This window comes from Paenibacillus piscarius (assembly GCF_022234545.1).
GTDB classification, from domain to species: domain Bacteria; phylum Bacillota; class Bacilli; order Paenibacillales; family Paenibacillaceae; genus Paenibacillus_AQ; species Paenibacillus_AQ piscarius.
Window position 1 is genome coordinate 116153 of sequence record NZ_JAIEUI010000008.1, and the last position, 13731, is coordinate 129883.

The following is a 13731-nucleotide window of genomic DNA, read 5'->3' on the forward strand; positions in this document are numbered from 1 at the left end:
GAACACAAGGGCAGAAGGTTTGTGGGGGTGGAAGAGAAGGTGGCCAATTTGCAGAACACCAAAAGAATCATGATCAGCTTGCCCGATCATCTCTTGCAGGAAGTAGATGGGATCGTTCAAATGGAGAACTCTAACCGTAGTGAATTGATCAGGCAGGCCATGAAGCTGTATTTAAGCGATCGGAGGAAGCGTACCATCCGGGAGTCCATGCAGCGGGGCTATATGGAAATGGCTAAGATTAATTTGACGATGGCATGCGAGGCCTTTCTCGCTGAGGAAGATGCAGACAGTACTCTTGGCCGCTTAGTAAGCGGGGTGTAACTATTGATTGTTAAACGCGGCGACGTTTTTTTTGCCGACCTTTCACCGGTTGTAGGTTCTGAACAGGGTGGGGTCCGGCCGGTACTGATTATTCAGAACGACATTGGCAACCGCTTCAGCCCGACGGTGATTGTGGCGGCCATTACTGCCCAGATCCAGAAGGCCAAGCTGCCGACGCATGTGGAGATTGATGCGGCTGCACATGGCTTCGACCGGGATTCGGTCATCTTGCTGGAGCAGGTTCGTACCATTGACAAACAACGCTTAACCGATAAGATCACCCACCTGGACGATGAGACAATGAAGCTGGTGGATGATTCGCTGCAGATCAGCCTTGGGCTGATTGATTTCTGAACCTTACGGAGATTAACATCAATAATGGGTATGGAAGGCGGGCCGATATTTCCGGTGCCGCCTTTTTGGGTTGCGCTGGGCGGATGTATGCGAAAAAGTGAACACATTGGGCGAGGTGGAGCTTGTGCGGGCGGATTTAGGTAACTTTGTCCGTAGGGCAGGCGCTTTAGCCGGACCAGACAATAAGGGGGTAGGACCGGGTTGCACCCTGGCCTGACCTCATGATACAATTAGACCGGATGGTCGGTCTAGAGGAGGGGTAACGATAAAAATACAGATAAAGGGACGTTCAGATGGAGAAGAAACCAAGCGCCGGATTCTGCATACGGCTGCTGTTTTATTTGCGCAAAAGGGCTACGGTGCAGTTAGCATGAATGAGGTCTGTGCGGCTGCTGAGGTCAGCAAGGGCAGTCTGTATCACCATTTTCCGAGTAAGGATGAGTTATTCCTGGATGTGGTGGAAGAGGATATGCAGAAGTGGCTGCAGGAGTGGGAGGAGCAAAAGAGCCGGATTAGCGGCACGGAAGCCCGTTTGTTCGCGCTCGGCGATCATTATGCGAATGATTTCCAGAATCCGCTCACGCACGCCCTGGAGGAATATGCCCGGTCCCGCACATTGCCGGATGATTTCCAGCGCCGTCTCTCGGAGAGCTTCAATAGGGTGATGCAGGTCTGCCGTGAGCTGCTGCAGGAGGGCATGGAATCGGGTTACCTGAGAAGCGGTGATCTGGACAATAGTGTGGTTACCCTGAGCGGGTTACTGGAGGGCATCAGCCGGGTCAACGAGATTGCAGCGGTTGCGAGGAACCGGGAGGAGATCAGGGCATACTATCGTGCGGCCGTGCAGATGCTGCTTCAGGGAATGCGCGCCGGAGAAGAGTAGATACACAGATAGACAAGATTTGCACCCGGAGCTTACATACAGATCGGCCCGGGGATACACGGAGGGAATTACACCATGGCATTACTGTTAAAAAACCGGGGAGCGATGCTGCTCCTCATGCTGAATATTTTTCTGGCGTTCACGGGGATCGGTCTTGTGGTTCCCATTATGCCAACGTATATGAATGAGCTGGGCATCGGAGGAAGTGTGGTCGGACTGCTGGTCGCTGCCTTCTCACTCACCCAGCTGCTGGTCTCGCCCTTCGCGGGGCGACTCTCCGACAAGATGGGCCGTAAAAGGATTATTGTCGGCGGGCTGATCGTCTTCGCATTGTCGGAGCTGCTGTTCGGTGTGGCTAACGCATCGTGGGTGCTGTTCATTTCCAGAATGCTTGGCGGTATCGGGGCAGCTATGATTATGCCTGCGGTGATGGCTTATGTTGCAGACACGACGACCTCGGAAGAGCGGGCCCAGGGGATGGGCTTCATCAACGCGGCGATTACTACAGGCTTCATTATCGGGCCGGGCATCGGCGGTTATCTGGCGGAGCTGGGGATCCGCGTCCCCTTCTTTGTTGCTGCGGGGGCTGCTGCCGTCGTATCGGTGATTACGTTACTGGTCCTGCCGGAATCGCGTTCAGCGATGAAGCGTGAAGAAGCGGGAGCTGCTGTAAGCAATAACGACAGTCTAATCATGCAGCTGATGCGCTCTTACCGGGAGTCTTATTTTTTCGGACTGGTCATTGTCTTCGTGCTCTCCTTCGGGCTGGCCAACTACGAGACGGTCTTCGGCCTATTCGTGGATCATAAGTTCGGGTTCACGCCGAAGGATATCGCCTTCGTCCTGACGTTCGGCTCGATCGCCGGGGCGGTCATTCAGGTTACCGCGTTCAGCTGGATTCTGAACCGGTTCGGCGAGAATAAAGTGATCTCGGTCTCACTGCTTAGCTCGGGAGTGTTCATTCTGCTGACGCTGCTGGTTCACGGCTATTGGGCGATTGTTACGGTTACGTTCATCGTGTTCCTGTCCATGGATATGCTGAGGCCGGCAGTTGGCACCCAGCTCTCCCGCCTGGCGGACGAGTCGCAGCAGGGGTTCGTGATGGGCATGAATTCCGCTTATACGAGCCTTGGCAACATCGCAGGTCCGATTGTGGCCGGAGTTCTGTTCGATCTCAATATTAATCTGCCGTATGGAGCAGCGTCGCTGGTGCTGGTGTTGTGCTTCGTGCTGTCCCTCAGCTTCGGGAAGCGGATGAAGCGCGGGCTGAGGACGGAATAGGATTATAGAATTGCTTATAAGATACAGCGGTCTCTCTGGGAGAGGCCGCTGTTCTTTTGCCGGCTACACTTTGGAAGAGGGGCGGATTGTGATACTATTTGAGGTATGGTCTTAAGGAAAAGCTAAGCATGTGTGCGGAAAGAGGGATACTATTGGCAGCAGAGAATACGAATGCCGGTACTGCACCGGAAGAGGAAGCGAAGCGTCAGGAGCAGGAAACGATCAACGGGGCAATTGCCAAGGAGCTGGGCATCAGCCTGAAGCAGGTACGGACTACGGTGGGACTGCTCGATGAGGGCAACACGATACCGTTCATCGCCCGCTACCGCAAGGAGATGACCGGGGAGCTGGATGAGAATGTGCTGCGCGACATCGAGGAACGGCTGGGCTATCTGCGCAATCTGGGCGAACGCAAGCGGGATGTCATCCGCAGCATTGAGGAGCAGGGCAAGCTCACATCGGAGCTGCAGGAGCAGATCCTGCGTGCGGTGAAGCTCCAGGAAGTGGAGGACCTGTACCGTCCGTTCAAGCAGAAGCGCAAGACGAGAGCCAGTGTGGCGAAGGAGAAGGGGCTGGAGCCGCTGGCGGATTGGATCATGGAGCAGCGCCGCCAGGGCCAGCCGCTGGAGGAAGCGGCGAAGTATATCGATGCGGAGAAGGGCGTGGACAGTGCGGAGCTGGCGCTGCAAGGGGCGATGGACATCATCGCCGAGAATATTGCCGATGATCCGGCGATCCGCTCCTGGGTGCGCCAGTATACGGCCAGCCAGGGTATTCTCGTCTCCGAGGCAAAGGATGCTGAGCAGGAGAGTGTGTATGAGAATTATTATGCCTACCGCGAGCCTGTGCACCGGATGCCGCCGCACCGCATTCTCGCCATCAACCGCGGGGAGCGGGAGAATGTGCTGAAGGTCGGCATCGAGGTGGTGCCGGACAAGATTCATGCCTTCATCCTCCGCAAGCTGGTGAAGGGCCCTTCGCCGGTTAAGGAGCTGCTGGAGGCTGTGACCAGCGATGCCTACAAGCGGCTGATCGCGCCTTCCGTGGAGCGCGAGGTGCGCGGCGAGATGACAGAGAAGGGGGAGACGCAGGCGATCTCCATTTTCTCCGGGAATCTGCGCAGCCTGCTCCTGCAGCCGCCGGTGAAGGGGCGGCATGTCCTGGGCGTCGATCCGGCGTACCGTACCGGATGCAAGCTGGCCGTAGTGGACGATACCGGCAAGCTGCTGGAGGTAGCGGTCACCTATCCGACGCCGCCGAATAATAAGAAGCGTGAGGCGGCGGCCAAGTTCAAGGAGCTGATCGCCAAATATGGCATCCAGCTCATCGTCATCGGCAACGGCACCGGCTCGCGGGAGACGGAGCAGTTCACGGCCGAGGTGATCGCCGAGGTCGGCGACCCTGAGCTGGCCTACCTGATCGTCAACGAGGCAGGGGCCAGTGTGTATTCGGCCTCCAAGCTGGCGCAGGAGGAATTCCCGGACCTGGATGTGGCGGAGCGCAGCGCCGCCTCCATCGCCCGCCGCGTGCAGGACCCGCTCGCGGAGCTGGTGAAGATCGACCCGAAGGCGATCGGGGTCGGGCAGTACCAGCATGATGTGTCGCAGAAGCATCTGGAGGAGAGTCTGAAGGCCGTCGTGGAATCGGCCGTCAACCATGTCGGTGTGGACGTCAATACCGCGTCCGCGTCCCTTTTGTCATATGTGGCCGGAGTTAACTCGACGATTGCGAAGAATATTGTCAAGTTCCGCGAGGAGAACGGCAAGTTCGTGACGCGGAAGGCACTGCAGAAGGTGCCGCGCCTGGGCGCGAAGTCCTATGAGCAGTGCATCGGGTTCCTGCGGATTCCCGGCGGGGAGAATACGCTGGACCGCACGCCGATCCACCCGGAATCGTATCCGGTGGTCGACCGGCTGTTCCGCGAGCTGGGGCTGGACGTGAAGCAGCTTGGCAGCAAGGAGGTCGCGTCGCAGCTTGCTGTCCAGGACGCGGCTGAGCTGGCCGTGAAGCTTGAGGTCGGCGTGCCGACGCTGCGCGACATCCTGGAGAGCCTGCAGCGCCCGGGCCGCGATCCGCGCGAGGAGCTGCCGCTGCCGATCTTCCGCACCGATGTGCTGAAGATCGAGGACCTGGTTCCCGGCATGGAGCTGCAGGGAACCGTCCGCAATGTCATCGACTTCGGCGCGTTCGTCGATATTGGGATCAAGAACGACGGGCTGGTGCATATCTCCCAGCTCAGCGGCAGCTTCGTGAAGCACCCGATGGATGTAGTCTCCGTCGGAGACAACGTCACCGTATGGGTGCTGGGCGTCGATCTGAAGAAGGGCCGCGTCAGCCTGACCATGCGTGAGCCGCGCGAGGCGGCGGGCAGCGGGAAGTAAGGAGTGTGAGAAGCGGAAGGGGCGTAAGGAGTGTGAGGGGCGTAAGGAGCGTAAGGGCGTAAGGGCGTAAGGGCGTTAGGATCGTAATCTTTAGGAGCGTTTGGAGCGTTGCGGTTTGCGTCTGCGGACTCAGAGGACCCTATTTTGCGGAAAGCGGCGTTTTCCCGATCCTAGCGGACTCAGGGGCCCTTAATTCAGGCTGCGGAGCCTGTAATTATGCCCGGCAGCCTCAATAGCGTCTTCTGAGTCCGGCTAGGCTGACAAAAGGCGCTTTTCACAGAAATAACGGCATTCGGGTCCGCAAGCGGTCGGAGGCTGAAGCATTAAGGCTGTGCACTCCCTTATCAGGACGTGCACAGCTTTTTGAAATATAAGCGAAGGAGGGTGTTGCGCATGGATCTAAAGCTACGAGGTAAAAACGTATTGGTTGCCGCCTCCAGCAAAGGCATCGGGAGAGCGGTGGCTGAGGAATTTGCCAGGGAGGGTGCGAACGTCGCGCTTTGTTCACGGAATGAAGAGCAGCTCCACAAGACGGCGGAGGAGATCAGGGAGCGTTACGGCGTGAAGGTGTACAGTCATCAGGCCGATCTGACGGTCAAGGCGGACATTGAAGCGTTCGTACAGGGAACGGTCTCCGCTCTGGGCGGGCTTGATGTGCTGGTAACCAATTCAGGAGGTCCTCCGGGAGGAACGTTCGAGGAGATGGAGGATGAACAGTGGGAGCAGGCGTTCCAGCAGAATCTGATGAGCGTGATCCGGCTGATCCGCGGTGCCTTGCCGCATTTGAAGCAATCCGGCGCTGGCCGAATAGCCAATGTCGCCTCCATCTCGGTGAAGCAGCCCATCGACGGACTGATTCTTTCCAATACGTTCCGCACCGGAATCGCCGGTCTGGCTAAGACGCTGGCTGGTGAGCTGGCTCCTTACGGCATTCTGATTAACACAGTGGGGCCGGGACGCATTGCTACGGACCGGACGCTGTATCTGGATGGGCTCAAGGCAGAGGCCCGGCAGGTCAGCATTGAAGAGATTCGTGCCGAGTCCGAGCGGAGCGTTCCCCTTGGGCGTTACGGCCAGCCTGAGGAGATTGCGCGAACGATCGTTTTTTTCTGCTCCGAAGCGAACTCTTACAGTACGGGCCAGACCGTAATGGTGGATGGCGGGTTGGTTAAAGGGCTTTAGTTTTAGGCTATAAGATGAGGTCAGCCATTTTTCTGGCTGGCCTTTTTTGGTGCCCGGATTAGGGCGGAATAGAGGGTTAAACTTTTTAAGTATGACTGCTATCCGTTGAGTCAAAAACTAAATTTTTTAATCAATAATCCATCCTTCTTAATAAAATTACAAGTTCCAAAGACTCCGTTTTCTTTTTTTATCCATATCGTATAATTTACCTAAAAGGAGTGAGCGGAATGGATGATACTGATCTGCAAATTCTGGAGCTGCTGAAGAAGAACAGCCGTATGACCAGCTCCGATATCTCGAAGGTGATTCATTTGTCGGTTCCATCTATTGCGGAGAGAATCCGGAAGCTGGAGCGGAACGGGATGATCGAGCAGTTCACCGTCAAGCTGAATCGCAAGGCCATGGGGCAGAGCTGTGTATTCTACATCTTTCTGCAGTTCCATGGTTCGCAGGAGACCCAAGCTTTTCGTGAAGGAATCATTCAATCCCCGGAGGTGCTGGAATGTCACCATATTTCGGGCGAATATGATTATCTTTTGAAGGTGGCGCTGGAGGACTTGTCCGCTGTGGAGGCATTTATTACACACACACTTAAGGCACACTATAACATTGTGAGGTCCAACACCTTCTTCATTCTATCTACGCTGAAAGAGGAATAGTGGCGAAGGAGGGCTTCATATGCCATGGGAGTGGATAACAAAAGGGATGCTGCTGGGGCTGTCCATTGCGGCTCCAGTAGGACCCATCAGTGTATTATGCATCAGGAAGACGATGGCCAGGGGGTTCCAAGCCGGACTCTTCAGCGGGCTGGGGGCAGCAACAGCAGATGCGGTGTATGGCATTCTTGCCGGGTTCAGCCTAACCGCTCTGACTGCCGCACTAATGGATTACAAGATATTACTCCAGGTGCTTGGCGGATTGTTTATCTGCGGGTTCGGTATACAATCGCTGTTCCAGCTTCCGGCTAAAGAAGCGCCTCAATCCCCTCCGTCCCCTCCGCCAGCAGGGACTCTGGGTTCTTACGCAATAACGTTTCTGTTGACGTTGTCGAACCCGATGACGATTATGTTCTTCCTGGGCGTATTCAGCGCTTCGGGCATTCTGGTATCCCATACGCTCACGAATATGCTGTCTTTGGTTGCGGGTGTGTTTCTTGGCTCGGCGTTATGGTGGGTCTTCCTGGCGGGAGCAGCAGCGCTATTGCGCAATCATTTGCTGGGGGGGCGCATGAGGCTGTCCATATTTAACAAGGTGTCCGGAGGAATCATGTGTGCATTCGGAGTAGTGACCCTGGTGAAATCCGCAGCCTGGTTCATATGAACATCACTTAGCAGAGAATAATTATACCTGTTCTTGCACGCACCCTCCCTGCCCGGCAATGTTATGATCATTACAAAACCAAACTTGGAGGACATTGAGTGAACAATCGAATCATACGGCAGTTTACACAGAGTGATATGGCGGCGCTTGGGGAGTTGTATGGGCTGGTGTCGGCCAGCGGGGATGTGCTGTTCTGGTGGGTGGGGGAGGAGAGCAACTGGGCGAATGTGTTCTGTGCCTTTGAAGGCGAGCAGATGGTGGCCAAGGGCCAGCTTCAGGTGTTCAATGTAGTGCCTCCGGGACGCGCGGCAGGGAGCAAGCACAAGATATTCGTGAATCTGAAGCTGCGGCCCGGCCGGGAAAAGGACACGGAGCTGCGTGACAGTGTCTACGCTCTGCTGCTGGAACGGGTGCATGTGCTGAAGAGCACGCTGCCCCCGGAATATGGAACGATCCTGTGCACCGGCAATTATGCGGCGGAGGAGAGCTGCCATGCTTATTTTGCAGAGCATCTCGGTTACCTGCCGGACAGCAGCCTGTACACACTTCATCGGGATCTGCATGAACCCATTCATGCAGCGGAGCTTGAGGAAGGTCTGGAATTCGCGGATGAGCCGCTGGATACGCCGGAGCAGCGGGCGGCTTATCTGGAGCTGGAGGCGGAGATCTGGCCGGATAATCCTCTCGGTATGGAACGGCTGCTGGAATACCAGGAGCGTCCGCTCTGGACATCGATGGTGGTCCGGGACGGCGGGCAAGTGGCGGGCAGCCTGATGGTCTGGCAGGAGGAGCAGAAGGGCGTTATCGAGGATGTGTTCGTCCGGGATGCCTGGCGAAGACGCGGAATTGCCCAGGCGCTGCTGAGCCGTGCGCTGTCGTACCTGAAGCAGCACGGCCTGGAGCAGGCGGAGCTGATTGTGCTGACGGACAACGACTCGGCGCTTGCCCTGTACAAGTCTGCCGGATTCCGGACGGGACGTCAGGAGATCCGCTATCACATGGAACTGGAATAAGCAGCGATCCCCTATATAAAAAAACACAGCGCACCAGCCCGGATACCCGGCGGTGCGCTGTTTGTGCATTAACGCTAAGCAATTACTTCTGTGCTGAAGGAGCTGACGAAGCCGCGGGGCCGTTCACGGACCGCGCTACGGCGGTGTAGCCTTCCGGCAGATAAGTAACCGCTGTGCCTGAAGAGATGACCTGCGGGTTCATCGAGCCGGGTGCCGGTGATGTGACTCTGAAGTAGATGACAGCAGTCTTCCCGGAGCCGAATTCAATCCGCTCAATAACCAGACCGTACCCCGGGTTCGGCAGGTTGGATACCGTAACTGTGGCTTTGTTGACACCATCGGCGGCTTTATCCAGCTTGACCGCGGCTTCGTAGGTGTAGGATGGAGCGGAATGATCGTTATCCATCATAATCACTTCCTTCACGAATTTGGCTGCATCGTAGATCCAGACCGCAGCTTCCGCACGTGTGACCGCTTCATTCGGGCGGAAGGTATTGTTCTTCTCCAGCGTGATCAGCCCGGTGTTGATCAGAATCTGCAGGCTGTTCATCTCCGGGGCAGACAGCTTGCTGCCGTCCGTAATCTCTGCGTATCTCTCAGTATACGCGAAATCCCCCTTGCTCTGAAGCGCCTGAAGCAGCAACTCTGCGAACTGGATCCGTGACATCTCGGCATTAGGGTCAATCGAGCGGTCCAACGACAAGCCGCTCTCCTTAGCTGCCAAGAAGGCAGGGGCGTACCATGCCGAAGTCTTTACCTTGTCGAAGTAATCCCCGGGTTGCTTGCCGGAGGACGGCTGCGGGGACAGCTTCAGGCCGTTCACGATGAGCTGCACGCCTTGGGCAACCGTAAGCTTGGACTTCGGGGCAAACTTATCGCTGGTCACCCCGTTAATGATCCCCTCCTGATGCAGAGCATTGATTTTGGTTTCGGCCGCATGGCCCTTGATGTCCGAGAAAGCGGACGCCGATGCTCCGAAAGATACCGTTGCCGCCAGAATGCCGCAGGCCAGAGTGAATTTAGCTGTGCGCATCCGGGAGTTTCTGTTCTTCACTTTCACATCACCTCTTTATATTCTTAGATGGAACGAACCGGTAAAAAGTTGCAGTCACCACCGAAACAAGCAGTACCCCGCGTCCCAAAAAGATTCATTATGTGTCAATTTTCACCTACCCAATAGCCGTTAAAGCCCCGAATTCTGTCACTCCCTCCAGCAAAAAGGTCAAAATACGATGATTAAAAGGTAATATACGGTGAGACAGCCGCAGGAAGAGAAACTATAATTGTGGTAACGCTTACTTAAACGCTGCTGAAGAATTAACTGTATATATTGTTAAATTATGCACCCGCGAGCTTTTTACCATTCATACAATTCTCCCATGGCGGATAGAGCTCTGCTCTTAAGCATATATGCTTGTCGTGCATTTCCAATTACTACTAAGGGGGTAAGTCAAATGAGAAAAAAGAGTATTCTTGCCTTAGTCATGGCCGGCTGTCTGGCAGGATTATCACTCGCGGGTTGCAGCAAGGGAAATAACAGTACAGATGCGGATTCCACCAATTCGCCGGAAGGGAAGACGAAGCTGAAGGCGATTATTGTCAAGCATTCACTCACCAAGGATGTCGGGGAGATGAAATGGCTCACTGATCTGGAAGAGAAGGCGGGCGTTGAGGTGGAATGGCAGCAGATCTCCGCAGATTGGGATCAGAAGAAGAGCGCCCTGTTTGCCAGCGGCGAAATTCCTGATTTGCTGTTCAATGCGACCGCAAATTCCGATTTTGTCCAGTTCAACGGGTTATTTGAGGACCTGGGTCCCCTGATTGAGAAGGATGCGCCGAACATCCAGAAGATGTTCAGTGATCACCCGGAATTGAAAACGCTTGCCACACAGAATGACGGCAAAATCTACGGCACTCCGCGCTACAAGGGCATCTGGCCCGCCTCGACTGCTTCAATGTTCATCAACAAAACGTGGCTGGATAACCTCGGCCTTCAGGTTCCCACGACCTGGGATGAGCTGGAGACGGTGCTGGTCGCCTTCCGTGACGGGGACCCGAACGGGAATGGTGACAAGACGGATGAGATCCCGATGGATTTCAATCCGATCGGCTGGGACTTCACGCCGAAGCTGCTACTGGGCAGCTTAGGGCTGCCTTTGTCCAACGGGGCAAGCGATGGCTACTTCGCGGAAGGGGCACAGGTCAAGAATTTCTATGTGGATGAACGGTTCAAGACCCTGATGCAGTTCCTGCAGAAGCTGTACAGCCAGAACCTGATCAGCAAGGAAGTGGTCACGCAGGATTACTCCAAATACCAGTCGGTAGCCCGGGGCAGCGGAACCACAGCCAAGGTCGGCTTCACCTGGGGCTGGGAGACGGGCGACCGCTTCGGCAACGAGCTGAAGGACCAGTATATTACCCTGCCGCAGCTCAAGCAGCACGCGGATTCAACGGATGAGCTGTACTGGAGCAATGATTACTACTACCAGAACTACGGCTCCAATGCGGTGTCGATCAGCGCCAGCTCGAAGAAGAAGGAAGCGGCGATGCGCTTCATTGATGCTTTTTATGAGCCGGAGGTCAGCTTGCAGGTCCTGTTCGGCGGGATGAATGACACGGATAAGGGCATTAAGGACAACGGGGACGGAACCTTTGCGATTCTGCCTCCTGCGGATGCTTCCCTCGATCCTGGTTCATGGAAATGGACGAATTCCTTCGCGGACAACGGACCGATGTACATTGCCGATGCGCTGAAGGATAAGGTGACGCTGGGCACGGATATGCAGAATGTGCTGAAGGAGAAGGCGGTCTATGAAGAGCTGATCAGCAAGGCGGACGAGAAGACCAATGTCTATCCGCAGAACTTCATGAAGTACAGTACGGAGGATACCAACACGCTGGCGATGAACCAGGCGAACATCAACAATATTACGGATCAGAAATGGGCCAGCTGGCTGACGACCAAGGCGGATATTGATAAGGAATGGGATGCTTATGTTTCCTCCGTCAACAGCTCCGGTCTGGAGCAGAACCTGCAAATCCGGCAAAAAGCGTATGAGGAATACCTCGCGAGCCTGAAATAGCGGCGGGAAACGGAAGGAGCGCTCACAATGAAACCAGCACAGACGTCACTACGCGGAGGCGGGCGGATGCGCAAGTATGCCGGGAATTATCAGCTATGGATTATGGTGCTGCCCGCAGTCATTTACATCGCCATTTTCTGTTATGGTCCGATGTATGGCATCCAGCTTGCTTTTCGCGAATTCGATTTCAGCAAGGGGCTGACCGGGGGCGATTGGGCCGGCTTCAAGTATTTCGAGCAGTATTTCAACAGCCCGATGTTCTGGCCTACGCTCCGCAATACGTTCGTTCTCGCCTTCTTCTCTATTCTGCTGGGCTTCCCGATGCCGATTCTGCTGGCGCTGGTGGTCAACTCGATCCGCAGCAACCGGCGCAAGCGCATCCTGCAGACTACGGTATATATGCCTTACTTCATCTCCACCGTAGTCCTGGTGGCCCTGCTGCAGATTATGCTCTCGCCTACCACAGGACTGCTCGACGGCTTCCTCAAAGCGCTGCATCTGATTCCGGCGGATACGAATCTGGTCGGCGACCCCGGCGCCTTCGTGCCGGTCTATGTCCTCTCGGGAATCTGGCAGGCCTGCGGCTGGAACAGCATTATCTTCATTGCCGCCCTGTCCTCGGTGGACGGACAGCAGTATGATGCCGCCCGCATCGACGGGGCGAACCGCTGGCAGACCGTCTGGCATGTGGAGATTCCGGCGATTCTGCCGACCATTATCATCCTGCTGATTATGAACATGGGGAACATTCTCAGCGTAGGCTTCGAGAAAACCTTCCTCATGCAGAACAGCCTGAACAAGCCGGTGTCCGAGGTCATCTCCACGTATGTCTTCAACGTCGGGGTGAAATCCAACCAGTTCAGCTTCGGCTCGGCCGTCGGGTTATTCAATACGGTTATTAACTTTACGTTCCTGATTCTGGCGAACAGTTTGGCCAAACGCACCTCAAAAATCAGTCTGATGTAAGGAGGGAATGGGATGTCAAGCAAACAAGCCTCTCATTCGCAGAGCCTGAACTATTCAGGCGGCATTGCAGACAGGCTGTATACGCTGATGGTTGCGGTGATCGGAATTGCAGCGTTCATCATGGTTGCGTACCCGCTGTATTTCATCATCATTGCTTCGGTCAGTAACTCGACGATGGTCAACCAGGGGCAGGTCATTCTGTGGCCGAAGGCGGTTAACTTCTACGGATATGAGCAGATTTTCAAGGACAGCCGGATCTGGCAGGGGTATATGAACACGATCATCTACACCGTGCTGGGCACACTGCTGAACCTGCTGGTGACGCTGCCTGCGGCCTATGCCCTGTCCCAGCGGAAATTCAAGGCGCGGCGGTTCATTATGCCGATGTTCGTCATTACGATGTATTTCGGCGGGGGCATGATCCCTACGTATCTGCTGATCCGCGACCTGAATCTGCTGAATACGCCCTGGGTGATGATTGTGAACGGCGCGGTCAGCGTATACAATCTGATTATTACCAGAACCTTCTTCGAGACGTCGATCCCGGAGGAGCTGCATGAGGCGGCGACGCTGGACGGCTGCTCGCATTTCCGCTACTTCCTGTCGGTGGTGGTTCCGCTGTCCAAGGCGGTCATCTCGGTCATCACGCTCTATTATATGGTGGGCCACTGGAATGACTTCTTCAATGCCTTGCTCTACATCAATACGGACAGCTTGCAGCCGCTGCAGATTGTCCTGCGCAATATTCTGCTCTCTAACCAGGCCTTCGCCGGGGGAGCCGGATCAGGGGCCGGGGCAGGTGCGGGCAGCTATGCCCAGCAGTTCGCCGATCAGATCAAGTATGCGGTCATTATCGTCTCGACGGTGCCGGTGCTGATTATCTATCCGTTTATCCAGAAGTATTTCGAGAAGGGTGTTATGATCGGTGCGGTGAAGGGGTAACGCTT

At 55.5% G+C, this 13731-nt stretch carries 13 protein-coding genes; 12 read left to right on the forward strand and 1 reads right to left on the reverse strand.

Translation table 11 applies throughout. The annotated features are described in order from the left end of the window. Positions 1-39: 39 nt before the first annotated feature. The 9 genes from K1558_RS15045 to K1558_RS15085 all read left to right on the forward strand — a co-directional run bounded on the left by K1558_RS15045 (position 40) and on the right by K1558_RS15085 (position 8735). Positions 40-321 carry a CopG family ribbon-helix-helix protein gene (locus K1558_RS15045; RefSeq protein ID WP_338019703.1) on the forward strand — a complete coding sequence of 94 codons (282 nt, stop codon included), beginning with the start codon at positions 40-42 and terminating at the stop codon, positions 319-321. A 3-nt stretch (positions 322-324) separates the two neighbouring features. After that, entirely contained in the window at positions 325-675 is a 351-nt protein-coding gene (locus K1558_RS15050; RefSeq protein ID WP_036697332.1) for a type II toxin-antitoxin system PemK/MazF family toxin, read from the forward strand. A 319-nt stretch (positions 676-994) separates the two neighbouring features. Then, a complete protein-coding gene (locus K1558_RS15055; RefSeq protein ID WP_274528596.1) occupies positions 995-1558 on the forward strand; it encodes a TetR/AcrR family transcriptional regulator in 564 nt (187 codons plus the stop codon). Between the two features lie 75 nt (positions 1559-1633). After that, a complete protein-coding gene (locus K1558_RS15060; RefSeq protein ID WP_238652426.1) occupies positions 1634-2839 on the forward strand; it encodes an MFS transporter in 1206 nt (401 codons plus the stop codon). 221 nt (positions 2840-3060) lie between these two features. Further along, on the forward strand, positions 3061-5220 hold the full coding sequence (locus K1558_RS15065; protein ID WP_238652566.1) for a Tex family protein: 2160 nt from the start codon (positions 3061-3063) through the stop codon (positions 5218-5220). Between the two features lie 393 nt (positions 5221-5613). Beyond that, on the forward strand, positions 5614-6402 hold the full coding sequence (locus K1558_RS15070; protein WP_238652428.1) for an SDR family oxidoreductase: 789 nt from the start codon (positions 5614-5616) through the stop codon (positions 6400-6402). Between the two features lie 227 nt (positions 6403-6629). Further along, positions 6630-7061, forward strand: a complete 432-nt coding sequence (locus K1558_RS15075; protein WP_238652429.1) for an Lrp/AsnC family transcriptional regulator — start codon at positions 6630-6632, stop codon at positions 7059-7061. A gap of 19 nt (positions 7062-7080) precedes the next feature. Further along, the gene (locus K1558_RS15080) at positions 7081-7722 is read left to right on the forward strand and encodes a LysE family translocator (RefSeq protein ID WP_238652430.1); all 642 of its coding nucleotides are present in this window, start codon (positions 7081-7083) and stop codon (positions 7720-7722) included. A 98-nt stretch (positions 7723-7820) separates the two neighbouring features. Next, the gene (locus tag K1558_RS15085; RefSeq protein ID WP_238652431.1) at positions 7821-8735 is read left to right on the forward strand and encodes a GNAT family N-acetyltransferase; all 915 of its coding nucleotides are present in this window, start codon (positions 7821-7823) and stop codon (positions 8733-8735) included. A gap of 82 nt (positions 8736-8817) precedes the next feature. Here the strand turns inward: K1558_RS15085 and K1558_RS15090 are convergent, their stop codons facing one another. Continuing rightward, entirely contained in the window at positions 8818-9789 is a 972-nt protein-coding gene (locus tag K1558_RS15090; RefSeq protein ID WP_238652432.1) for an S-layer homology domain-containing protein, read from the reverse strand. A gap of 400 nt (positions 9790-10189) precedes the next feature. Here K1558_RS15090 and K1558_RS15095 point away from each other — a divergent pair, with 400 nt between their 5' ends. The 3 genes from K1558_RS15095 to K1558_RS15105 all read left to right on the forward strand — a co-directional run bounded on the left by K1558_RS15095 (position 10190) and on the right by K1558_RS15105 (position 13726). After that, complete coding sequence (locus tag K1558_RS15095) at positions 10190-11818, forward strand: type 2 periplasmic-binding domain-containing protein (protein ID WP_238652433.1); 1629 nt, start codon at positions 10190-10192, stop codon at positions 11816-11818. Between the two features lie 27 nt (positions 11819-11845). Then, complete coding sequence (locus tag K1558_RS15100) at positions 11846-12784, forward strand: ABC transporter permease (RefSeq protein ID WP_238652434.1); 939 nt, start codon at positions 11846-11848, stop codon at positions 12782-12784. Positions 12785-12871: 87 nt separating this feature from the next. Further along, positions 12872-13726, forward strand: a complete 855-nt coding sequence (locus K1558_RS15105) for a carbohydrate ABC transporter permease (RefSeq protein ID WP_238652567.1) — start codon at positions 12872-12874, stop codon at positions 13724-13726. The last annotated feature ends 5 nt before the right edge of the window (positions 13727-13731 follow it).